This is a genomic window from Streptomyces sp. R28, assembly GCF_041052385.1.
Classification (GTDB): Bacteria; Actinomycetota; Actinomycetes; order Streptomycetales; family Streptomycetaceae; genus Streptomyces.
Genome location: NZ_CP163439.1, coordinates 1,121,067 through 1,143,094, shown reverse-complemented (window position 1 = coordinate 1,143,094; position 22,028 = coordinate 1,121,067). Strand labels below are relative to the sequence as shown.

The window sequence follows — 22,028 nt, the reverse complement described above, 5'->3', positions numbered from 1 at the left end:
GTCGTCACCCGCGCTCGTGCACCCGGACGCCCTCGCTTCCGGCCGGCTTCCGATCACTCATCGCTGCAACCAGGCCGTATGCGTACGGCCCCATGCACCCGGGGGCGGAGCGCCGTCTGGGATCCCGGTTCGAAGAAAGCAGCTCATGACCACCCTGTGCAGACCCGCCGTCTCCGTCCCTGAGCACGTGATCACGATGGAGGAGACACTGGCGCTGGCCCGCGACCGCCACGCCGGCCATCCCCAACTCCCGCTCGCCTTACGTCTGATGGAGAACACCGGGGTGCGAACCCGGCACCTGGTACAGACGATCGAGGAGACGCTGAGACACCCCGGCTTCGAGGAGCGCAACAGGCTGTACGCGGCCGAGGCCAAGGCCCGCGTCCCGGCGGTCGTGCGAAGGGCGCTGCAGGACGCGCAGTTGTGCCCCGCCGACATCGACCTGATCGTCTACGTGTCGTGCACCGGCTTCATGATGCCGTCTCTGACCGCATGGCTGATCAACGCGATGGAGTTCGCCCCGAGCACGCGTCAGCTGCCGATCGCCCAGCTGGGCTGCGCGGCCGGCGGCGCGGCGATCAACCGGGCACACGACTTCTGCACCGCCTACCCCGACGCCAACGCGCTGATCGTGGCCTGCGAGTTCTGCTCGCTGTGCTACCAGCCCACCGACCTCGGCGTCGGTTCGCTGCTGTCCAACGGCCTGTTCGGTGACGGCGTCGCCGCCGCTGTCGTGCGCGGCAGCGGCGGCACGGGTATCCGGCTGGAGCGCAACGCCTCCCACCTCATCCCGCACACCGAGGAGTGGATCGCCTACGACGTGCGCGCCACCGGCTTCCACTTCCTGCTGGACAAGCGGGTACCCACCACGATGGAACCCCTCGCTCCCGCCCTGCGCCAACTCGCCGACACCCATGGCTGGGACGCCGGAGACCTCGACTTCTACATCGTCCACGCCGGCGGCCCCCGCATCCTCGACGATCTCAGCCGCTTCCTCGGTGTGCCGGCGGAGGCGTTCCGCTTCAGCCGCGCCACCCTCACCGAATACGGCAACATCGCCAGCGTCGTCGTCCTCGACGCACTGCGCCGCCTGTTCGACGCCGGAGGCCCGCCCGAAGGGGCCCGCGGACTGCTCGCCGGTTTCGGCCCCGGCATCACCGCGGAAATGTCCCTCGGCACCTGGACCCGGGCAGGCAGCCACCCCCACGCCTCCACGACGCGCCGGGCCGGGGCGGTCGTTCCGGCAGCACGGGCACTGCAGGAGGCCCGATGACCCTGCCCGCTCAGAGCCCCGGCCTGGTCGTCCCGCCCGGCGCGGGCCGTACGGTGCGTACCGCCGCGCAGCAGGTCACGTTCAAGGTGACCGGCACCCACTCGCGTTACGCGTCCAGCTTCGAAGTCGTCGTCCCGCCCGGCTTCGACGTCGGCGCGCATGTCCACGCCCGCAGCGAGGAACTCTTCTACGTCCTCGAAGGCGAACTCGACGTGCTCGCCTTCGAACCACGTGTCCGAACCTGCGACGACTGGCGGCAGTGGGAGTCGAGTGAGGGGCGGCGGGCGGTACGCGCCACCCCCGGCACCGTCATCGTCGTACCGCCCGGCTGCCCGCACGCCTTCGCCAACCCGACGGACGGACCGGCGAAGATGTTCTTCCAGGCGTCACCGCCCCCCGATCACGAACGCTACTTCGACGAGCTGCTGGACATCCTCTCCGCGGGCGGACCGCCCGATCACACGGCGATCGCCGCACTGCGCGCCCGCTACGACATCGAGCAACTCACCCCCCTCAGGCACCGCATGCCGGCACAGACGGCGGCCAGGGACGACAAGGACCCGGCATGACGACCGGACAGCACACCGGACAGCACATCGAACAACACCCCCCTCAGCTGTACGAGGTGGAGGATCTGCCCGGCCTGGACTTCGACCCGTTCCTGCGGGAGTCGGTCCGAACGGCGCCGGTCCGCCGCATTCGCCTGCCCTACGGGGAGGGCGGGTGCTGGCTGGTGACCCGCCACGAGGACGTCCGGTTCGTCACCTCCGACCCCCGCTTCACCCGGGACATCGTGGGGCGCCCGACGCCGAGGATGACCAAGCACCTGATCCCGTTGGACCGGGCGGTGAGCTTCGTCGACCCGCCCGACCATGCCCGGGTTCGCTCGGTGGTCACCTCGGCCTTCGGGCGCAACGCGCTGGAGGCGCTGCGCCCGCGCGCCCGGCAGATCCTGGACGGCCTGGTGGACGGCCTGCTGGAGGCGGGGCCGCCCGCGGACCTCGTACGTCATGTCACCTCGCCGTTCCCGATGGCCGTGCTCGGTGAGTTGGTCGGCATCCCCGAGGAGGACCGGCCACTCGTCCAGCAGTGGGCGCAGACCCTGCTGACGCGGGCCCGCGACGACGCGGCGGCCGAGCGGGCCCGGCAGGTGAAGGAGACGGCCCGCGGCTACTTCCTGCGGCTGGCGGCACGGCGCCGCCGCGAGCCGCGCCGCGACCTGATGACCAGCCTGGCCGCCGCTGTCGGCGAGGGCCGCATCGACGAGGAGGAGATGCTCGCCCTGGCCACACTCATCGCGCTCAACGGCTGGCACGCCGTGCGCAACAACACCACGAACATGGTGTACGCCCTGCTCACCCATGACGGCCTCGTCCAGCGACTACGGGCGCAACCGCAGATCACGCCGCGGGCGGTCGAGGAACTGCTCCGGTGGATTCCGCACAAGCACGGCGTGGGCCAGCCGCGCATCGCCACCCAGGACGTGGAGGTGGGCGGTGTGCTCATCCGGGAGGGCGAGGTCGTCCAGGTCTCCTACACCGCGGCCAACTGGGACGACCGCTGCTATCCGCACCCTGAGCGGATCGACTTCGACCGTCAGGGACCTGGACATCTGGCCTTCGGACACGGACCCCACCACTGTGTCGCACCGCTGCTGGCCCGGATGGAGGCGGAGCTGCTGCTGACCACCCTCGTCACGCGGCTGCCGGAGCTCACACTGGCGGTTCCTGCCGGGCAGGTGCTCTGGCAGACGGACGTCCTCATCCGCGGTCCGGTCGAGTTGCCGGTGACCTGGTGACCGGCTGAGGGCCACGCGCGGCCCGAACCGCTCACATCACGGTTCGGCCCGCCCCGCCGATACGTGCTCAGGCCAGCAGTGGGCGCAGACCCTGCTGACGCGGGCCCGCGACGAGCGTGCGTCGACTACCGGCGGCGCGGTCGGGTGGTACCGGTTCACGTCAGTTGTCGCGAAGTGCGTTCGGGGACGTCCACCGGGACGACGCGGTCCAGATCACCGGTGCGGCGGACGGTGCCGAAGGGCCGTTGGGACCGGGCGCCGTAGATCCACACCCGCTGCCCCGCGCGGCGGACGTCGACGCCGTCGCTGTGCGCGCAGGGGCCGGGCTGGGAGCGGCGGGACGTCGGTCGCATCAGGTCCGAGCTGCATTGGGTGCGCCCTGACGGAGTTTGGTGGACATCCGGATCCGGCCGCGCCGGTCACGACCGTACGTATCACCCTGATGCGCCCTGGCGGACCAGCTGCGGGCCGTTGTCCTGCCCCTCGTCCGTTGTCGGCAGGGCGAGCGGCGTGGGGGCGGGGCGGCCGGGGTGGCCCTGGAGGCGGGACAGTTCGCTCGCGCAGCGCTGCAGGGCCACTTCCAGGACCTCGGGCATGGTCAGCCTGCCGGTGCCGTCCGGCGGGACGAGCCAGCGCAGCGCGCCCCAGCGGCAGTGCGGGGCGGGAGCCGCGATCCACGTGCCCGCGCCGAGGAGGCGCACCCCGGTGCCGATCCACACGGTCTGCGGCTCCGGGGGCAGCAGGAAGCCGACGTGGCGGCGTCGGGTGTCCAGCAGGCACGGGCCCGAGTCGAGCAGCGGCAGCTCCTCCAGGAGATCGGCGACGCGCAGCCCGAGTTCTTCCGGCACGATCAGCACGTCCCAGAACCGCCCGGCCGCCAGGAGCGTGACCCCCGTACTGCCGTTCTGCCACTCCTGCTTGCAGGCGACGGGATCCTCCGACGCCGCGGCCAGCCATTCCATTGACTTCGTCCACTCCGTGAGCGCCAACAAAAGCCTCCTCAGTGGTGCACCGACGCCCGAGACGGCCGTGACCGGGCGATGCCCTAGTGCACCGGGTGGCCGGTGTCGCGGCCATAGGCCCGGAGCCCAATTCCCCGTATGGGGCGAGCGCCCGCGCGCCAAACAGGCAGATGGCAGGGCGCGCGCCCCTACGACAGCGGAACGCGCCGGAGCTGACCGGGGCGCCAGGCCTGCCCGACTCCGCCGTGTCACCACCCGCACGCTGTCTGCGCTCGCGTTTCGCGGGGCGGCGACCCTGTTTGGTGCGCGTCAGGGAGGTGTGGGTATTCTGTGCGTTACTTATGAGGGTTATCACCCTTTTAGGGTGTTTGATGTGGTGAGTTGGCTGCAGTCGTTCCATGGGCCGGCGATGGTGGAGCCCGTCCCGCCGGGCGGCGTACCCGCAAAGGACCTCGGCGCCCCGTCGCGGCTGGTCGCGCTGCGTGAGGCGGCGGCCCGGATCGGCACCACGCTGGACGAGCGCACCACCTGCGCCGAGCTGACCCGGGAGGCCGCCGGGCAGGTGGACGGTACGGCGGCGGTGCTGCGGGGCACGGGTGAGGCCGGGGCGCAGTACGAGGACGTCCACGGGGACCCCGCGGCGCTGCCCGACGCCCCGTGGGCCCTGGCCGCGGCACGGGGAACGGCCGGTCCGGGCGAGGACGGGGGGCCGTATCCGGTGCCCGGCGGCGCCCGGCCGGCGCTCTGCGTTCCGCTGGCCACCACCGAGCACCGTTACGGCGTGCTGGTCTGCGCCCGCGACCGGGCACCGTTCACCCGCGAGGAGGCCGAACTCCTCGCCCTCCTCGCCGACCGCGCCGCCTCCCACATCCGGCACGCCCGGGAGCACGACCGGGTCAGGGGCATCGTCGGCAAGCTCCAGCGGGCCCTGCTCGCCGAACCCGGTCGCCCGCACCTGAACCTCGACGTCGCCATCCGCTACATGCCCGTCGGGCAGAGCACCCTGGTCGGCGGCGACTGGTGCGAGACCGTCCGTCTGCACTTCGGCCGGACGCTGCTCGTCGTCGGCGACGTCATGGGGCACGGCCTGGAGGCCGCCGTGGACATGACCGCCTACCGCTCCGCCCTGCGCTACATCGCCTCCGCCGACCTTCCGCCGCACCGCGTGCTGCGCCAGCTCGACGACATCGCCTCCGCGGAGCCGGAGCGCCGCCCGGCCACCTGCCTGATCGCGCGCCTCGACCCCAACCGGGGGCAGGTGACCCTGGCCAGCGCCGGCCATCTGCCCCCGGCTGTGATCGACGGGGAGGGGCACACCTCACTGCTGCCGGTGCCGGTCGGCCCGCCCCTGGGCACCGGCCTCGGCGGCTACGAGCCGGCCACCTATCGGCTGGACCCGACCCAGACGCTGCTGCTGTTCACCGACGGGCTCGTAGAACACCGCGGCGAGGACATCGACCAGTCCCTGGACCGGCTGGCCGGCGTCGGCTTCGCGTCCGCCGCAGGCGTCGAGGACGTCATCGACACGGTGCTCGCCCGCCTCGACGCCCGGCACGCCGAGGACGACGTCGCCGTACTCGCCGCCCAGTTGCACCAGCGCACCCCGCAGACCCACGACGGGCCGCCGCCCTGAGCCGTACCGTCCCTCACCAGTCGTCGTACTGGGCTCCTGAGACATACGGGTCATGCCGTCGTGCCGGCGTCTGGGACGGCTGTGCCGTCGGCGGCAGGCTCGACTCACGCAGCGCGGCGCACCACGGGCAGTCGGGGGGCTCTTCGGCGTCGTTGCGGATGCCGAAGAGGGAGAGGACGTGGTGTCGTCGGTCCATGGACGCGGCTCCTGTCTCGATCTAGGGCGGACCGTGTATGTCGAGCGCGGCGTGGCTCCATCCGGGGGATGGGGTCTCACTCGACTGGGTGGCAGCAGGGGCGGCGGGCGTACCACCGGCGCACGCCTCGGCGTTGCCCCGGCATGGACAGCTCTGAGGCGGCGCGGCGTGTGCTCGGAAGTGAGGACGCCCCCCTGTCGTACGTCGTACCGGCGACCGGTGTCCCGGGCCGGCCGTCGATCTACGCGGCGCTCGTCGCCGAGTGGCGCGCCAACGGCCGCGCGGTTCCGGGGCGCCGCGACACTTGGTGGGATTCCGTTGCCGCCGCCGATGGTCAAGGGCAGGCCGTCACCTCCTGGGCGGTCGGCCGGTGGACCGGCCCGGCCCGGGCCGTCGACGCCGAACCGACGGGTGAGCGGCGCGTCGAGGCGACCGGGCGCGTACCGGCCGTTGTCGTCCCCCGGGGTCTCCCCGGACCGGCAGTCGTGTGGGAGTGGGACGGGAGCAGCGGACGCGTCAGTGTCACCGCTCCGCTCACGGCCGACTGACGCGCGCCAGTACCGCCAGCGTGCCGCCGGCCTCGCGCAGCGCCAACTCCACGACGGCCGGGTCGTACAGGGCGCCGGTGCCGTCGGGCGGCAGCAGCCACTCCAGACGCCATCCGGAGGACCGGTAGGGCGGCGGTACGGCAACCCATGACCCCCTGCCGACATGCCGTACGCCGGGCCCGACCCACTCGGTGGCCGGATCGGGCGGGAGGAAGAATCCGACCCGGCGCGCCCCGCAGTTCACGAGGACGGGGCCGGACGCCCGCAACCGCGCCCGTCTCAGGAGATCCAGGGCGCTCAGGCCGAGGTGCTCGGGGACGGTGAGCACGTCCCAGAGCCGTCCGGCCTCCAGCAGGACCGCATCCGCGCCGTCGTCCCACTGCTGTTTGCACGCCCGAGGATCCGTGGCGGCCTCCGCCAGCCACTCGACGGCGTGCTTCCCCATGGTGCGCTGCATTTCTACCCCCAGCACTCTCTGCCCGGCCGGCCCATTGAGGGCCTTTCAGGGCCCTTCATGCTGGTGGATATTTCTATGAGCCGGAAGGGGTGGCGCGGCCTGGCGTTTACGGTCGATCCGTTCGACGCTCGCCCTATTGTTCGCCGCACGCCAGCCATACGCCCCCCGGGGGGCCTTTCTCCGGCGCATTTCTTGTTCCGGTCAAAGGCCCTCCCCTTCCCTACGATGCCACCACCGCGCTTCGGCGGTACGGGACAAGGGACTTGGGAAATCGCGGCCGCTTTCCCACGGCCATTTTCGAGCCGTCCTGAGTATCTCCATCGCCTCGGCCGTCGGCCCGTTTTGCTCCGGCATCCTCGCCGTGGTCGCCGACCGGCAAGAACGTGCGCACGGTGGTCTGGCGGTGCGGCGTGTGTGCGGCGGGTGATGGAAGGGGGCGTTTTACGGTGGCTTGATGCAATCTGTCGCAAGATGGGCCTTGCTTTCGTCGGGATGTGCGCCAGTAGTGCTGATCGGAGGATGGACGATCGCGGCGCTGCTCGAAGGGCCCGCCTACGACCCTGCCACGCAGACGATCAGCGTCCTCGCGGCCTACGGCGCCGCGGGGTTCTGGGTGATGACCGGGGCGCTGGCCGCCCTGGGCGTCTGTCACCTGCTCACCGCCTGGGGGCTGCGCCCGGCCGCACTTCCCGGGCGCGTGGCGCTGGGCGCCGGTGGGGTCGCGGCGTGCGTGGTGGCGCTGCTCCCGCCGCCGAGCAGCGGGGGATCCCTGCGCCACGGTTCGGTTACCGCGATCGGCTTCGCCCTGCTGGCGGTGTGGCCGGTGCTGGCCGCCGACCGCCGTGGCGCCGCGCCGTGGGGACTGCGGCCCGTTCCCTCCCTCACGGCGACCACACTGATGCTCGTCAGTGCGGCTTGGTTCATGGTCGAAATGAATCAGGGCGGTTCCGACGGTGTCGCCGAACGCCTTGTGACGGCCCTTCAGTCCTTGTGGCCCTTCGTGGTCGTCGCCTCTTGCCTTCGTCATCCTCCTCAGCCCGAGGGCCCCTCGCGTTGAGGCGTCCCCTGCGCTTGAATGCAGCGACCACATCACCAGTACGAGGGAGTCACACGTGCCCCGCCCCACCCTGACCCACAGCCTGCGTCGCACCGGCGCCCTCGCCGCGGTCGCGTTCGCGGTCGCCGTAGCCGCCGCGGGACCGGCCGCGGCGCACACCGAGGTCGAGGCGGAGGGCGCCAGGGCGCTGGACCAGAACGTCGCGCTGACCTTCACCGCGGAGTCGGAGTCCGGATCCGCCGGGATCAGCAAGCTGGAGGTGATCCTGCCCGAGGGCATCACGCCGGAGGACATCACCTACAAGGAGGGCCCCAAGGGCTGGAAGCTCGCGCCCACCAGCCGCGGTTACACCGTGTCCGGGCCGAAGCTCGCGGTCGGCGAGGACGCCGAGTACGTCGTCGCCGTACGGCAGTTGCCCGACGCCAAGACGCTGGTCTTCAAGACCCTGCAGACCTATGGCGACGGCCGCGTCGACCGCTGGATCGAACTGGAGGAGGGGAGCGCCGGCGACGAGCACGGTCACGGCCACCCCGCGCCGCAGTTGGCACTGCAGGCCGCCGCACCCGGCGCGAAGGTCGTGAGCCCCACGCCCACCGAGGAGCCGACGACGACATCGCCGACGACCGGCGCACCGTCGACCCCGCCGGCCCAGGCCGCGGCGGACGAGACGGAAGGCGACGACGGCACGCCGGTCGCCGTGCCGCTCGGCATCGGCGCCGCTGTCGTGGTCGCGCTCGGCGCCGGGGTGTGGTGGTTCAGGAGCCGACGCGGCGGGACTTCCTGAGGCGAGCCGTCGCTGCGAGCCTTTCCGTGACGGCGGCCGGGAACTCCCGGCCCTCCGCGCCCGACTCCTGTAGCGGTACGTGCGTCAGGAGGCCGTCGATGAAACAACCCCCACTTGTGCCGCCCGCCCTCTGCGGGATTCTGCTGCTGCTCGCCGTGATCTTCACGGTGTCGTACGTCGTCGGCGCGGCCACCGGACCCGTCGCGCCCGGCATGCACCGCTCGGGAACGAGCGGCGAAGGCGGCGGCGGCACGGACGTAGGGGACATGGGGGACATGGGCATGCGGCACGGGAGCGGCGGCTGATGGCCATCGAACCGGCACCCCCGATGACCACCACAGACCTGACCGTCGGCGGGATGACCTGCGCGGCCTGCGTACGGCGGGTGGAGAAGAAGCTCGCGAAGCTGGAGGGCGTGAGCGCGACGGTGAACCTGGCCACCGGGCGCGCCCGGGTGAGCCACCCGCCGGACGTACGCCCCGAGGAGCTGGTGGCGACCGTCGAACAGGCCGGATACACGGCCGCGTTGCCCGAGCCGCCGAAGAAGCGGGAGCGCGGGGACGAACACGAGAGGGGGGACCAATACGAGAGCGGGGAGCGACCGGAGTCCGACGACGTCCGTCAGGAACGTGTCCGGCTGCTGGTCACCGCGCTGCTCGCGGTGCCGGTGCTCGTGCTGTCGATGGTGCCCGCCTGGCAGTTCCGTAACTGGCAGTGGCTGTGCTTCGTGCTGGCCGCGCCGGTCGCCGTGTGGAGTGCCTGGCCGTTCCATGTGCGGGCACTGCGCGGGCTGCGCCACTCGACGGCGACGATGGACACGCTGGTCTCACTGGGCGTCGTGGCGTCCTTCTCCTGGTCGGCGTACGCCCTGTTCCTCGGCGGCGCGGGAGTCCCCGGGATGCGGATGCCGTTCAGTCTGCTGACCTCCGCCGCGGACGGCGTCGCGCACCTGTATCTCGAAGCGGCCGTCGGCGTACCGCTGTTCGTGCTGGCGGGACGGTTCCTGGAGGCGCGGGCGCGGCACGGCACCGGGGCGGCACTGCGCTCACTCGCCCGGCTCGCCGCCAAGGAAGTGTCGGTACGCGAGGACGACGGCACCGAACTCCTCGTCCCCATCGAGGAGTTGGCGGTCGGGCAGGTCTTCGTCGTACGGCCCGGAGAGCGGGTCGCCACCGACGGTGAGGTGGTGGAGGGCAACTCCGCCGTGGACCTCTCGCTCGTCACCGGGGAGAGCGAGCCCGTCGAGGTCGGGACCGGGTCGCCGGTGGTGGGCGGCGCCGTCAACGCGGGCGGGCTGCTGCACGTGCGGGCCATGGCGGTGGGCGCGGACACGCAACTCGCGCGCATCACACGGCTCGTGACGGAGGCCCAGGCGGGGAAGGCGCGGGCGCAGCGGCTGGCCGACGCCGTGGCCGGGGTGTTCGTGCCCGTGGTGCTGGCGCTGGCCGTCACCGTGCTCGGCTTCTGGCTCGGGGCCGGGGCCGATCCCCAGGCGGCGATCACCGCGTGCGTGGCCGTCCTGGTCGTGGCGTGCCCCTGCGCGCTGGGCCTGGCGACCCCGACCGCGCTGATGGCCGCCACCGGGCGCGGCGCGCAGCTGGGCGTCATGGTCCGGGGCCCGCAGGCTCTGGAGGGGCTCCAGCACATCGACACCGTCGTCCTCGACAAGACCGGCACCCTCACCTCCGGGCACATGAGCGTCACCCGCGTCACGGCCGTGCCCGGCGGGCTCGGCAAGGAGGCCGTACTGCGGCTGGCCGGGGCGGTGGAGCAGGGCTCGGAACACCCGCTGGGTCGCGCGATCGCCGCGTACGCCTGCCGGACCCTGCCCGAGCAGGCGACGTTGCCCGAGGTGCGCGACTTCCGCGCGGAGGCGGGCCGGGGCGTGCGCGGCCGGGTCGAGGGGCGACTGGTCGAAGTCCGCGCGCCCGACCGCGAGTTGCCCGCAGCACTGACGGACGCCCTCCCGGCAATGGAGGCCGCCGCGCACACGCCGGTCCTCGTCCGCGTCGACGGTGCGACGGAGGCACTGATCGAGGTCGGGGACGTCGTACGACCCGGCAGCTACCGTGCCGTGGACCGGCTACGGCGCCTCGGTGTGCACCCGGTGCTCGCCACCGGAGACCACGACGCACCGGCCCGCGCGGTCGCCGCCGCGCTCGGCATCGACGAGGTGCACGCGCGCTGCACACCCGAGGACAAGGCCGACCTCGTACGGGAGTTGAGGGCACAGGGCCGCCGGGTCGCGGTCGTCGGCGACGGCGTCAACGACGCGGCCGCACTGGCCGGCGCCGACCTCGGCATCGCCATGGGCACGGGCACGGACGTCGCCATCGGGGCCGCCGACGTGACCCTGGTGCGTGGCGACATCGAGGCGCTCGGGGACGCGGTGCGGCTCGCCCGGCGCACGCTGGGCACGATCCGCGTCAACCTGCTGTGGGCCTTCGGCTACAACGTCGTGACCGTGCCGCTCGCCATGGTCGGCCTGCTCAACCCGATGGTCGCCGCGGTGGCCATGTCGGCGAGCTCACTGCTCGTGGTGGGCAACAGCCTGCGGCTGCGGGCCTGGCAGCCGACGCCGGCTCGGGGACGTGTGCGCGGCACACATGGGGGCCGGGGACGTGTGCGCGCCGCACATGGGAGTCAGGGCTATGTGCGCGCCACACATGGGGAGTCGGGCTATGTGCGCGCCGCACATGAGGGCCAGGGCCGTGTGGGCGTCACACATGAAGGCCGGGGAGGTCGTACCCGATGACCATATCCACGGCCGAGCCACCGGCCGATCCCCGAGCCTGGCGCCCGACCCGCCGCCGCACCGCCGACGGCCTGCTCGCCGCGCTCGCCCCCGTCGCCGCGTGCGGTGTGGCCCTGGGCGGCCTGACCACCTGGGTCGGCTCCGGCAGCGCGGGCAGCCCGGCCCGGATCGCGGTCACCGACGGGCGGGTCTTCCTGCCGTACGGCGACGTCCGGGACACCGCCGCGTTCTTCCGGATCACCAATTCCGGGGGCGCGGACGACCGTCTGCTGAAGGTGACGTCGTCGGCCGTCCGAGACGACGCGACGCTCAGCCGGCACCGCATGACCAGCGGCCGGATGGCGTACGCGCAGACGGTCGACTCGGCCCGCGTCCAGGCCGGCCGCAGCCTCGCCATGTCTCCGTACGGCCTGGATGTGACGCTGCGCGCCGAGCCGGGGTGGCAGACGGGCACGTATGTGCCGTTCACGCTCCACTTCGAGCGCAGCGGGCAGATCGAGGTACAGGCGATGGTGGTCCGCCCCGGTCAGGATGAGTGAGGATGGGTGAGGGAAGCCCCCACACCCTCTACTTGTCGGTCGGCACGCGCGCCCAGTTCCCTCTCGCTGATGTGTCCTGTATCACTCTTCTGGGCTTGAGTGCGGGGCGGGGGTGTTGTGCGTACCCACCCGTGACGAGTGGGCCCAGGATGCGAGGATGAGGGCCGTCATGACTGCTGGGTGGGGTGTGCGCACGATACGGGCCGCGGTGTTCGCGTCCGTCTGTGTGCTGCTCGCTGCCCTCGGCCACGTACTGATGTCGGGTGCGACCGTCCCCTGGTGGACGCTGGCGGCCGGTGCGGCCCTCACGGGCGGCGCGGGCTGGTGCCTGGCAGGCCGGGAGCGCGGACTCCCACTGGTCGTGTCCGTCGTGGTCGTCGCTCAGGGTGGGCTGCACGCGGCCTTCGAGTTCGCACAGTCCTCCACCATGACCGGGCATGGCATGGGCTCCATGTCCATGGACCCGGGCTCCATGTATTCCATGTCCATGGATTCCGTGGCCTCTATGTCCATGGGGCACATGGGTGTAAACCACATGGACACAGGCCACATGGGCATGGGCCACGACATGGCCGGCACGTCCTCGTTCGGCATGTTCGCCGCCCACACCCTCGCCGCGCTGCTGTGCGGCCTGTGGCTGGGGCACGGTGAGCGTGCCGCGTTCCGCATTCTGCGGGCCGTCGCCGGATGGCTGGCCGCTCCGCTGCGGCTGTCGCTCGCCCTGCCCGCACCGCCGCACCGCCCACGTCTCAGGCCGCGTCGCGGCCGTTCCGACCGGGCACCGCGGCTGCTTCCGCTCGTTCACACGATCACTTCTCGGGGGCCTCCGGCGGGGATCGCTGTCGTCTGAGACAGCCGGTTCCCCGAGGCCGTACGGACACGGCCGTCGACTCCTCGACGGCCGCACAGGTGTCGCGTCGTAGACGCCCACCGCGCCTCGGGTCCCGGCCGTACCTGCCGTACGGCCGTATCCCTTGCATCCCCGGACACCTCCGGTACGGCGTGCCCGCACGCCTCACGTACACGTGACCTGGTGCCCGGCGGCGACGCCGTAAGTGCCCGCCGCCGTGCCGGAGTCCGGACTACCCGAGAAGGACTCAGGTGATCACTCCTGCCCTGCCTTCCTCACGCGCGACCCGCGTGAGTTGCACGAAGGCGGACAACACCTCCAAGACGGCCTCCTGCGACGAGTCCACGACCGCGTGGGCGCTGGCCGCCCGCGGCGGTGACCCGGACGCCACCGACCGTTTCGTCCGCTCCCTGCACCGCGACGTCGTGCGGTACGTGGCGCACCTCTCCGCCGATCCGCAGGCCGCAGACGATCTGGCGCAGGACACGTTCCTGCGGGCGCTCGGCAGCCTGCACCGGTTCGAGGGCCGCTCCTCGGCGCGCGCGTGGCTGCTGTCCATCGCGCGCCGCGCGGTGATCGACAGCCACCGGTACGCCGCCGCCCGGCCCCGGCTGAGCGACTGCGACGACTGGACGCTGATGGCGGAACGCGCCCAGCCGACCGGCCTGCCCGGCTTCGACGACGGCATCGCGCTGCTCGACCTGCTGGACGCGCTGCCCGACGAGCGCCGCGAGGCGTTCGTCCTGACCCAACTGGTGGGCCTGCCCTACGCGGAGGCGGCCGAGAGGAGCGACTGCCCGGTCGGGACGGTCCGTTCGCGCGTCGCCCGCGCCCGGGCGACCCTCGTCGAGCTGCTGACCGAGGCGGAGGCGGAGGCCGCGGCGGAGGTCGCGGCCGATGCCGTGGCCGTGGCTGAACCGGCGGCTGTGGCCGCCTGACCGGGCGCGCCGGTGTCGGTTCCCCCCGCCGGGAACTGACACCGGCATCGCCCCGACTACTGGAACGGGCGGCGGAGATCCGCCCGTGCATCCAGTGGATCGTGGGGAGTTTCGATGCGTTCTCGTGTGTGGCGGGCTACGACGGCAGCCGTACTCGGTGGCCTGCTGGCGGCGGGCTGCGGCGGCGGGGACGGCTGGGACAGCGGGGCCGGCCGGGACGGCGGCGAGGCGAGCGCCCCCGCCGGCAAGGGCGACTCCGGGGGCCACCCGGTCACCGTCACCGACTGCATGGGCGCCAGGACCACCTTCACCGACGCCCCGAAGCGCATCGTCACCAGCAACGCCTCCAGCCTGGAACTGCTGCTCCGCCTCGGCGCCGGGGACAAGGTGACCGGCACCGGCTTCCCCCCGGGCAAGGGCACACTGCCGGGCGAGCTCGACGCACAAGCACAGCAGGTCAAGGTGCTCAGCGAGACCGTGATCCCCAAGGAGAAGCTCCTCGGCTCCGGTGCCGACCTGTACATCGACACCTTCGCCTCGATGAACATGGGCGGAGGAATGGGGGACGCGCCGACCGAGGAGGAGTTCAAGGCCGCCGGCATCAAGCACACCTTCCTGAAGTCCACGGCATGCGCCGCCACCAGCAAGAGCCCGGTCACGGACCTGTCCGCCGTCGAGGAGGACATCACCTCCCTCGGCGCCGTCACGGGCACGCGCGCGAAGGCGAAGGAACTCGTCGACGGCATGAAGGAGAAGGTGGACGCGGTCCGGAAGGCCGTCGGCGGCACGCCCGAGGGTGAGCGGCCCACGTACTTCTTCTTCGACTACGACGCCGGCACCAAGCAGCCCCTGGCCGTCTGCAACCGTCAGGTCGCCAACGCGGTCATCACCCTCGCCGGGGCGCGCAACGTCTTCGCCGACTGCGACGGTGACCACAAGCAGGTCGGCTGGGAGGACGTGATCGCCGAGAACCCGGACTGGATCCAGCTCGGCGTGCGCAACCGGGGCAGCGAGGCCGGGAACAAGAAGGCGTTCGACGAGGCGCAGGAGTGGCTGGAGTCGAACCCCGCCACCAAGGGCCTGAGGGCCGTCAAGGAGGCCCGCCTCCTGCGCATCGGCTCCGAGCAGACCACCATCGCCGGCGTCACCAACGCCGACACGGTCGAGGAGATCGCGAAGACGCTGTACCCGGGCAAGGTCGGCCGACCGTGATCGATACTCTGGTGCGCCGAAAGGGCACGGCGGAGCGGCGTGATCCCAAGGAGCCCGCGCGGACCCGCTCCGTGCCCGCCGGGCCGCTGGCTCTGGCGCTCGCCCTGGCCCTGCTCGCCGCCCTCACCGCGGCGGTGTCCTGGGGCTCGACATCCATTCCGGCCGGCGAGGTGGGGAACGTGGTCTGGCGCCGCCTGTCCGGCGAGGCGCCGCGCCCGGGCACGAACGACCTGATCGTCTGGCAACTCCGGCTCCCCCGCGCCTTGTTGGCGGCCCTCGTCGGCGCGGGGCTCGGCCTCGTAGGTACGGCGATGCAGGCCCTGGTGCGTAACCCGCTGGCCGACCCGTACTTCCTGGGCATCTCCAACGGCGCCTCCCTCGGAGCGGTCGCCGCGATCGTGCTGGGCTTCGGTACGGGCGGCGCGCTCGGGCTCGGACTGTCCGGGGCGGCCTTCGCGGGCGCCCTCGCCACCTTCGCGCTGGTGTGGGCGGTGGCCCGGCGCCGCGGGGGTTTCGCGCCGCTGCGGCTGGTGCTGGCCGGGGTGGCGATCGGGCAGTTCCTGTCCGGGTTCACCAGCTATCTCGTGCTCCAGGCCGGCGACGAGCAGCAGACCCACAGTGTGCTGTTCTGGCTCATGGGCAGTCTGAGCGGCGCGAGTTGGCCGCTGCTCGCCGCTCCCGCCGTCGCCGTGCCCGTCACCCTGCTGTGGCTCCAGGCGCGGGCCCGGGCGCTCAACGCGCTGATCATGGGCGACGAGACGGCCGCCGGGCTCGGCGTCGACGCCACCCGCCTGCGCCGGGAGCTGTTCACGCTCACCAGCCTGCTGACCGGCGTCCTCGTCGCCGTCTCCGGCGCGATCGCCTTCGTCGCGCTCATGGTGCCGCACGCCTGCCGCCTGATCGTCGGTGGCGACCATCGACGCCTCCTGCCCGTCTCGGCACTGTTCGGGGCGCTGCTCCTGGTCGTGGTCGACATCGTGTGCCGTACGGCCATGGAGACGCAGGAGCTGCCGGTCGGCGTCGTCACCTCGCTGATCGGCGCTCCGGCACTGCTGTATCTGCTGGACCGGCGGTTGGGGAGCGGGAGTTGAGGATCTGGGGGAGCGGACGTTGAAGATCGAAGTCGAGGACCTGCACGTCGCCTACACCGGCCGTACGGTCGTCGCGGGCGCCCGTCTCATCGCGGCCGAAGGTGAGATCACCGGCCTCGTCGGACCGAACGGCAGCGGCAAGTCCACGCTCCTGCGCACCGTCTACCGGCACCTGAAGCCGGTCTCCGGCCGGGTCCTGCTGTCCGGCACCGACCTGCGCCGGCTGAGCCCCGCGGAGGCGGCCCGGCATGTCGCGGCTCTCCCGCAGGAGCGGGGCGGCGACTTCGAGCTGACCGTCCGGGAGGTCGTCGCCATGGGCCGTACGCCCTACAAGCGGGCCTTCGCCGGGGAGGACGCCACCGACCGGGACGTCGTCGCCCGCGCCCTCGCGGACGTCGGCATGGCGCGGCACACCGGGCGCCGCTTCACCGAACTGTCCGGCGGTGAGCGCCAACGCGTCCTGCTGGCCCGCGCCTTCGCGCAGCAGCCGGACGTCCTGGTCCTGGACGAGCCCACCAACCACCTCGACATCCGCCACCAGGTCGAACTGCTCGCCCTGCTCCGGGCACAGCGCCGCACGACCCTGGTGTCGCTGCACGACCTCAACGCCGCCGCCTCCGTCTGCGACCGGCTCCACGTCCTGCACGACGGCCAGGTGGTCGCCTCCGGCCCGCCCCGGGATGTGCTGCAACCCGCCCTGCTGGCCGAGGTGTTCGGCGTACGGGCGACGGTGGTGGACCATCCGCTGACCGGCGACCCCCTGATCGCCTTCGATCACAGAGCACCGGCGGACGGCCCGGACGCGCAGGACGGACCGGTGGATCCGGCCGGTGCGGGCATCCCCATGTCGGCCCCGAGCGGTGTCTTGGGGGCTGGTCCCGGGCGTCACGACGGTGGGCGCCCACGATCGCGAAAGGTTGTGTGAACTATGAGCGGGATCGAAGGAATTGAGGGCCTGGCCCCCGTGGCGACCTTCTGCGGCAACTGCGGCTGCGGCTGTCCGCAACTGTTCGTCGACCCCACCGCTCCGGCCGAGCGTCGGGTGATCCTCACGGACGACTTCGGGCAGCGGGTGCAGATGAGCGACGACCAGTTCTCGTCGCTGGTCGCGGACGCCAAGTCCGGCAAGTTGGACGGCATCAGCACGGCCTGACCCCGTACTGGGCGGGCGGGGCGCCGACTCCAAGTCGATCAAATTTTCGACCACGCCCGGGAACTCGGCCCCCGGCGTCCCCGACCTCTGGAACGAGGCTGCTGTCCGGCAGCCGGCCGCGAGGGGGAAGGGGCGCGAGAGTGAGGGACCGCTGGGTTCTCGTGGCGATGGCGGGCGCGTTGTCGTTCGTGGCGATGCTCGACATGAACATCGTGAACGTGGCGCTGGCCGACATCGCCGAGGGCCTGCACGTCTCGACCGCTACGGCGCAGTGGGCGGTGCTGGGGTACCAACTCCCGGTCACCGCCCTGCTGTTGCCGGTCGGCCGGTGGCTGGACGGAGCGGGGACGCGGTCCGCGCTGCTCGCGGCGACCGCCGGCTTCGCGCTCTGCAGCGCGCTGGCCGCCCTCTCTCCCTGGGCGGCCTGGCTGATCGCGGCCCGCGTCGGGCAGGGCGCCTGCGCGGCGGTGCTGTTCGTGCTGATGCCGGTGCTGGCGATCCGTGCCGTACGGCCCGAGGCGCGCGGCCGGGCGATGAGCGTGCCCGCGACGCTCGGCCCGCTGGGGGCGGTGACCGGCCCGGCGGTGGGCGGGCTGCTGCTGGACCAGCTGGGCTGGCGCTGGGTCTTCCTGGTCAAGATCCCGGTCTGTCTGCTGGTGTTGGCCGTCGCCTGGAAGGCGATGCCCAGGGACGGTGCGTTGCGCGGACCGGACCGGCGGTCGCCGGCTGACGCGCTGTCGGTGGCCGGGGGCTTGGCCGTGCTCCTGCTCGCCCTGACCCTGGGGTCCCAGGAACCGCCCTGGTTTCTGCTCGCGGCTGTCGCCGTACCGCCGTTGTGGTGGTGGCTGCGCGGGCCGGGTGGCCGTCCGGTGACCGGTGTCCTGCGGGCGGCCGGGCTGTTGCGGGCACACGGCGCGGTGCTGGCGCTGGCGGCCGGTTTCGCGGCCATGCACTACGTCGTCGCCCTCCACCTCCAGCAGGACGAGGGCGTCAGCGCCACCGCGACCGGCTTGACGGTGCTCGCCTTCCCGCTCGGCATGGGGCTGGCCGGGCCGCTCGGCGGACGGCTCGCCGACCTCCCCCGCTCTCGGCTTCGCTCGAGCGGGGGGGACCCCCATCGGCTTTCGGCGGGTCGCGGTCACCGGTGCCGCGCTCACCGCCGCCGGACTGCTCCTGCTGATCCCGCTCGGCGACGGCTGGTCGGCGCCCGACGTGGCCTGGCGGCTGGCGCTGGCCGGTGTCGGCATGGGCCTCAACGGCGGTCCGACGCAGGCCCTGACCCTGGGCGCCGCCCCAGTGGAGAGGACAGCCACCGTCGGCTCGACGCTGCAGGTGGCCCGCAGCCTCGGCTTCACCCTCGGCCCCGCCCTGGCCATCGCAGCCTCGTCCCCGGCCGGGCCCGGCGACGGCGCGCGGGCCGGGTTGGCCCTGGCCGCAGCGGCCGCCTGTCTGGCCGTACCCCTGCTCGCCCTGCCCGGCCGACGGGCCCCCGCGGCGCCCGAGCGGACCACCGACACCGTCCCGACCTGATCCAGGAGTTCCCATGTGCGGAATCACCGGCTGGGCGTCCTTCCACCACGACGCCCGCACCCAGGCCCCGGTCATCGAGGCCATGACCGCCACCCTCGCCCCCCGCGGTCCCGACGCGGGCGGCATCTGGCTCGGCGAGCGCGCCGCGATCGGCCACCGCCGCCTGGCCGTCATCGATGTCGCGGGCGGCGTCCAGCCGATGACCGACCGACCCGACACGCCGACACTGGTCCTCAGCTACAGCGGCGAGGTCTACAACCACCACGAGCTGCGTGCCGAACTCCGGGCCCACGGGCACGTGTTCCACACCCGCAGCGACACCGAGGTCGTGCTGCGCGCCTACGCCGAGTGGGGCGAGGCGGTGGCCGACCGGCTGAACGGGATGTTCGCGTTCGCCGTCTGGGACGAGCGCGCCCAGCGGCTGCTCCTCGTCCGTGACCGGCTCGGCGTCAAACCGCTCTTCTGGGCGGCCGTCGACGGAGGCCTGGCCTTCGCCTCCGAGCCCAAGGCGCTGTTCGCGCACCCCGAGATACGGCCCCGGGTGGACGCGGACGGGCTCCGGGAGGCGTACGGCCTGCTGTTCAACACCGGGCCGACGGTGTGGTCCGGCGTACGGGAGGTCGAGCCGGGCGGCCTGCTCGTCCTGGACCGGGACGGCATGCGCGAGCGCCGCTACTGGCAGCTGGAGGCCGGTGCGCACGAGGACGACCGGGACGCGACCGTGGACCGGATCGGCACCCTGGTCAGTGCGGCCGCCCGCAGCCGGCTGGAGGCCGATGTCCCGCTGTGCAGCCTGCTGTCCGGCGGCATCGACTCCACCGTCCTGGCCGCCCTGCTCGCCGACGAACTCCGCCTGCGCGAAGGCCCGGACGCCCGGATCCGCTCCTACGCCGTCGACTACAGCGACCAGGCCGAGCAGTTCACCGGCGACATCCTGCGCACCGGCCACGACACCCCGTACGCCATCGAGGCGGGCGCGTACATCGGCACCGACCACAGCACGGTCGTACTGGACCCGCGTGCGCTGCTGGACCTTGAGCACCGCAAAGCCGTCGTCGTGGCCCGGGACTCGCCGATCGGGGTCGGCGACATGGACACCTCGCTGTACCTGCTGTTCGGCGAGATCCGGCGGCACTCCACGGTCGCCCTGTCCGGCGAGGCCGCCGACGAGGTCTTCGGCGGTTACCCCTGGTTCCACAACCCCAAGGCCCTCGCCGCCGACACCTTCCCCTGGCTGCTGGTCACCGGCGACGAGGCCGCCATGCCGCTCAACCCCGAACTCGACCTGCGCATGGGCGAGTTCCGCGACGACACCTACCGCAGCGCGCTGGCCGCCGTACCCCACCTCGACGGCGAAACCCCCACCGAGCACCGGCAGCGCGAGATGCAGCACCTGTCCCTGACCCGCTGGCTGCGCCAACTCCTGCACCGCAAGGACCGGTTGAGCATGGCCCGAGGCCTGGAGGTGCGCGTCCCCTACTGCGACCACCGACTCGTCCAGTACGCCTTCGACGCGCCCTGGGCGCTGAAGAGCTTCGACGGCCGCGAGAAGAGCCTCCTGCGCGCCGCCGCAACGGGGCTGGCTCCCGACTCGGTCCTGCACCGGCCCAAGAACCACTACCCGGCCACCCACCACCCCGACTACAACCGCGGCCTGCAGGATCTGGCCCGCGACGCCCTGTCCCTCGAACAGGTCCGGGCACTGGCCGACGAGACCCGCCTCAAGCCCTGCCTCGACACCCCGCCCGAGCAATTGGGGTGGGGCCACCGACTCCGCCTCGAACGCGTCGTCGACCTCGCCCTGTGGCTGGACCACCACCGGCCCGAACTCGCCCTCTGAGGAGCCCCACCCATGACCATCCAGGACCAGGAACCCCTGCCGGACGTGGACCCGCAGCAGCCGCTCCCCGACCCGGTCCCGCTGATGGGCTGCCCGTACAAGAGCAACCCCTACCCCCTCTACGAGCGGATGCGCGAGGCCGGACCGGTCCACCGTGTCCTCTTCCCCAGCGGCGTTCAGGCCTGGCTCGTCACCGGTTACGAGGCCGCCCACGCCGCCCTGAACGATCACCGCCTCGGCAAGAACCACGACCGGGGCAACGACCGCTGGCGGGCCCGCGCCTCGATCATGCCCGAGCCGCAGCACTCCCGGCTCCAGGTCCACCTCCTCCACCAGGACCCGCCGAAGCACACCCGCATGCGGCGCTTCGTCACGGATGCCTTCACGCCGCGGCGAATCGAGGAACTGAGGCCGCGGCTGCAGGAGTTGGCCGACGCGCTCGTCGATGCCCTCCCGGAAGCCGGGCCCGCCGACCTGGTCGCCGGCTTCGCCGCCCCCTTCCCGTTCCAGGTCCTCGCCGAAGTCGTCGGTCTGCCGGGGGAGTTGGCGGCGCGCTTCGACCGCGACTGGGGCAAGGTCGTCCAGCCGGTCGGGCCGACGGATCCGGGGCGGCCGTTGTACGAGGCCCGTCTGCACGGTCTGCAGAGCTATATCGCAGAGGTCGTCGCGCACAAGCGGGAGGTCGCGCACAGGCGGAAGCACGGGGACGACGACCTGCTGAGCCGTCTCGTCGTGGCTCGTGACCAGGGTGAGCTGTCGCAGGAGGAGCTGGACTCGATGATCTTCCAGCTGCTGGTCGCGGGCCAGGAACCGGTCACGAACCAGCTCACCACGGCCCTGATCGCCCTGTTCCGCCACCCTGGCCAACTCGCCCGTCTGCGCGACGACCTGGGCCTCATGCCCCGCGCGGTCGAGGAACTCCTGCGCCACGACAGCGCCTTCGAGCTGACCACCTGGCGCTTCTTCGACCAGGACAGTGACTTGCACGGCACCGAAGTCCCGGCGGGCGACTCGGTGATCGTCTCCCTGTGCGCCGCCAACCGGGACCCGCGCCGCTTCCCCGATCCCGACACCCTCGACCTCGACCGCAGCCCCAACCCCCATCTCGCCTTCGGCCACGGCATCCACTTCTGCCCCGGCGCCGCACTCGCCCGCGCCGAACTCCAGATCGCCCTCGGCACCCTGCTCGCGCGCCTCCCCGGACTGCGCCTGGCCATCAGGGACGACGACATCGAGTGGATCCCGGCCGTCCTGGGCCGCGGCACCAACCGCCTACCCGTCGGCTACGACCGACGGCTGTGAGGCCGTGCTCCAGCTGATCCCGTACTCCAACTGATCCGGCCTCCAGCTGATCATCCCACCCGCCCGACAGCGCCTGCCCCGCCAAGGCGCCATGCCGCCACGCCCGTACG

23 protein-coding genes and 1 pseudogene are annotated in these 22,028 nt (G+C 72.5%); 20 read left to right on the top strand and 4 right to left on the bottom strand.

From position 1 onward, the window contains the following. Positions 1 to 145 precede the first annotated feature (145 nt). From AB5J49_RS04820 to AB5J49_RS04810, 3 genes are read left to right on the top strand one after another with little or no spacing between them, the layout of a single operon-like run. Positions 146 to 1,273 carry a type III polyketide synthase gene (locus AB5J49_RS04820; protein WP_369167217.1) on the top strand — a complete coding sequence of 376 codons (1,128 nt, stop codon included), beginning with the start codon at positions 146 to 148 and terminating at the stop codon, positions 1,271 to 1,273. Then, positions 1,270 to 1,842, top strand: a complete 573-nt coding sequence (locus tag AB5J49_RS04815; RefSeq protein WP_369167216.1) for a cupin domain-containing protein — start codon at positions 1,270 to 1,272, stop codon at positions 1,840 to 1,842. The genes AB5J49_RS04820 and AB5J49_RS04815 overlap by 4 nt, the downstream gene beginning before the upstream one ends. Further along, positions 1,839 to 3,071, top strand: a complete 1,233-nt coding sequence (locus AB5J49_RS04810) for a cytochrome P450 (RefSeq protein ID WP_369167215.1) — start codon at positions 1,839 to 1,841, stop codon at positions 3,069 to 3,071. The genes AB5J49_RS04815 and AB5J49_RS04810 overlap by 4 nt, the downstream gene beginning before the upstream one ends. A 155-nt stretch (positions 3,072 to 3,226) precedes the next feature. Here AB5J49_RS04810 and AB5J49_RS04805 read toward each other — a convergent pair whose 3' ends face one another. Together AB5J49_RS04805 and AB5J49_RS04800 are read right to left on the bottom strand one after the other, a co-directional pair. After that, positions 3,227 to 3,424 carry a hypothetical protein gene (locus AB5J49_RS04805; protein WP_369167214.1) on the bottom strand — a complete coding sequence of 66 codons (198 nt, stop codon included), beginning with the start codon at positions 3,422 to 3,424 and terminating at the stop codon, positions 3,227 to 3,229. Positions 3,425 to 3,505: 81 nt separating this feature from the next. After that, a complete protein-coding gene (locus AB5J49_RS04800; RefSeq protein ID WP_369167213.1) occupies positions 3,506 to 4,060 on the bottom strand; it encodes a hypothetical protein in 555 nt (184 codons plus the stop codon). A gap of 337 nt (positions 4,061 to 4,397) precedes the next feature. Here AB5J49_RS04800 and AB5J49_RS04795 point away from each other — a divergent pair, with 337 nt between their 5' ends. Continuing rightward, positions 4,398 to 5,666: a PP2C family protein-serine/threonine phosphatase gene (locus tag AB5J49_RS04795; RefSeq protein ID WP_369167212.1), complete on the top strand. Its 1,269-nt coding sequence runs from the start codon at positions 4,398 to 4,400 to the stop codon at positions 5,664 to 5,666. Positions 5,667 to 5,679: 13 nt separating this feature from the next. Here the strand turns inward: AB5J49_RS04795 and AB5J49_RS04790 are convergent, their stop codons facing one another. Continuing rightward, positions 5,680 to 5,862 carry a hypothetical protein gene (locus AB5J49_RS04790; protein ID WP_369167211.1) on the bottom strand — a complete coding sequence of 61 codons (183 nt, stop codon included), beginning with the start codon at positions 5,860 to 5,862 and terminating at the stop codon, positions 5,680 to 5,682. Between the two features lie 143 nt (positions 5,863 to 6,005). On the opposite strand from AB5J49_RS04790, the gene AB5J49_RS04785 reads away from it, so the two are divergent. Further along, positions 6,006 to 6,410: a hypothetical protein gene (locus AB5J49_RS04785; RefSeq protein WP_369167210.1), complete on the top strand. Its 405-nt coding sequence runs from the start codon at positions 6,006 to 6,008 to the stop codon at positions 6,408 to 6,410. On the opposite strand, the gene AB5J49_RS04780 is transcribed toward AB5J49_RS04785, so the two are convergent. Then, positions 6,397 to 6,855 carry a hypothetical protein gene (locus AB5J49_RS04780; protein WP_369167209.1) on the bottom strand — a complete coding sequence of 153 codons (459 nt, stop codon included), beginning with the start codon at positions 6,853 to 6,855 and terminating at the stop codon, positions 6,397 to 6,399. The two genes, AB5J49_RS04785 and AB5J49_RS04780, sit on opposite strands and share 14 nt — an antisense overlap. A 466-nt stretch (positions 6,856 to 7,321) precedes the next feature. Between AB5J49_RS04780 and AB5J49_RS04775 the strand changes: the two genes are divergently transcribed. The 15 genes and pseudogenes from AB5J49_RS04775 (at position 7,322) to AB5J49_RS04705 (ending at position 21,918) form a co-directional block, all read left to right on the top strand. After that, on the top strand, positions 7,322 to 7,924 hold the full coding sequence (locus AB5J49_RS04775; protein ID WP_369167208.1) for a DUF998 domain-containing protein: 603 nt from the start codon (positions 7,322 to 7,324) through the stop codon (positions 7,922 to 7,924). Between the two features lie 55 nt (positions 7,925 to 7,979). Continuing rightward, a complete protein-coding gene (locus tag AB5J49_RS04770) occupies positions 7,980 to 8,708 on the top strand; it encodes a DUF1775 domain-containing protein (protein ID WP_369167207.1) in 729 nt (242 codons plus the stop codon). 98 nt (positions 8,709 to 8,806) lie between these two features. Next, positions 8,807 to 9,013 carry a hypothetical protein gene (locus tag AB5J49_RS04765; protein ID WP_369167206.1) on the top strand — a complete coding sequence of 69 codons (207 nt, stop codon included), beginning with the start codon at positions 8,807 to 8,809 and terminating at the stop codon, positions 9,011 to 9,013. Then, positions 9,013 to 11,463, top strand: a complete 2,451-nt coding sequence (locus AB5J49_RS04760; RefSeq protein WP_369167205.1) for a heavy metal translocating P-type ATPase — start codon at positions 9,013 to 9,015, stop codon at positions 11,461 to 11,463. Before AB5J49_RS04765 ends, AB5J49_RS04760 begins: the two co-directional genes overlap by 1 nt. After that, positions 11,460 to 12,002 carry a copper chaperone PCu(A)C gene (locus AB5J49_RS04755; protein WP_369167204.1) on the top strand — a complete coding sequence of 181 codons (543 nt, stop codon included), beginning with the start codon at positions 11,460 to 11,462 and terminating at the stop codon, positions 12,000 to 12,002. Before AB5J49_RS04760 ends, AB5J49_RS04755 begins: the two co-directional genes overlap by 4 nt. A 169-nt stretch (positions 12,003 to 12,171) precedes the next feature. After that, on the top strand, positions 12,172 to 12,852 hold the full coding sequence (locus AB5J49_RS04750) for a hypothetical protein (RefSeq protein WP_369167203.1): 681 nt from the start codon (positions 12,172 to 12,174) through the stop codon (positions 12,850 to 12,852). Positions 12,853 to 13,142: 290 nt separating this feature from the next. Further along, positions 13,143 to 13,790 carry a sigma-70 family RNA polymerase sigma factor gene (locus tag AB5J49_RS04745; protein ID WP_369167202.1) on the top strand — a complete coding sequence of 216 codons (648 nt, stop codon included), beginning with the start codon at positions 13,143 to 13,145 and terminating at the stop codon, positions 13,788 to 13,790. Between the two features lie 114 nt (positions 13,791 to 13,904). Then, positions 13,905 to 15,002: an ABC transporter substrate-binding protein gene (locus AB5J49_RS04740; RefSeq protein ID WP_369167201.1), complete on the top strand. Its 1,098-nt coding sequence runs from the start codon at positions 13,905 to 13,907 to the stop codon at positions 15,000 to 15,002. Continuing rightward, a complete protein-coding gene (locus tag AB5J49_RS04735) occupies positions 14,999 to 16,093 on the top strand; it encodes a FecCD family ABC transporter permease (protein WP_369167200.1) in 1,095 nt (364 codons plus the stop codon). Before AB5J49_RS04740 ends, AB5J49_RS04735 begins: the two co-directional genes overlap by 4 nt. A gap of 19 nt (positions 16,094 to 16,112) precedes the next feature. Next, complete coding sequence (locus AB5J49_RS04730) at positions 16,113 to 17,018, top strand: ABC transporter ATP-binding protein (RefSeq protein ID WP_369167199.1); 906 nt, start codon at positions 16,113 to 16,115, stop codon at positions 17,016 to 17,018. Positions 17,019 to 17,021: 3 nt separating this feature from the next. Further along, positions 17,022 to 17,246: a hypothetical protein gene (locus AB5J49_RS04725; protein ID WP_369167198.1), complete on the top strand. Its 225-nt coding sequence runs from the start codon at positions 17,022 to 17,024 to the stop codon at positions 17,244 to 17,246. Between the two features lie 167 nt (positions 17,247 to 17,413). Beyond that, positions 17,414 to 18,277: pseudogene (locus tag AB5J49_RS04720) on the top strand (MFS transporter); the annotation flags it as partial. Positions 18,278 to 18,458: 181 nt separating this feature from the next. Continuing rightward, positions 18,459 to 18,776 carry a hypothetical protein gene (locus tag AB5J49_RS04715; protein ID WP_369175499.1) on the top strand — a complete coding sequence of 106 codons (318 nt, stop codon included), beginning with the start codon at positions 18,459 to 18,461 and terminating at the stop codon, positions 18,774 to 18,776. Positions 18,777 to 18,789: 13 nt separating this feature from the next. Next, the gene (gene asnB, locus AB5J49_RS04710; protein ID WP_369167197.1) at positions 18,790 to 20,616 is read left to right on the top strand and encodes an asparagine synthase (glutamine-hydrolyzing); all 1,827 of its coding nucleotides are present in this window, start codon (positions 18,790 to 18,792) and stop codon (positions 20,614 to 20,616) included. A 12-nt stretch (positions 20,617 to 20,628) separates the two neighbouring features. Further along, positions 20,629 to 21,918, top strand: coding sequence for a cytochrome P450 (locus AB5J49_RS04705; RefSeq protein WP_369167196.1), 1,290 nt, complete (start codon positions 20,629 to 20,631; stop codon positions 21,916 to 21,918). The last annotated feature ends 110 nt before the right edge of the window (positions 21,919 to 22,028 follow it).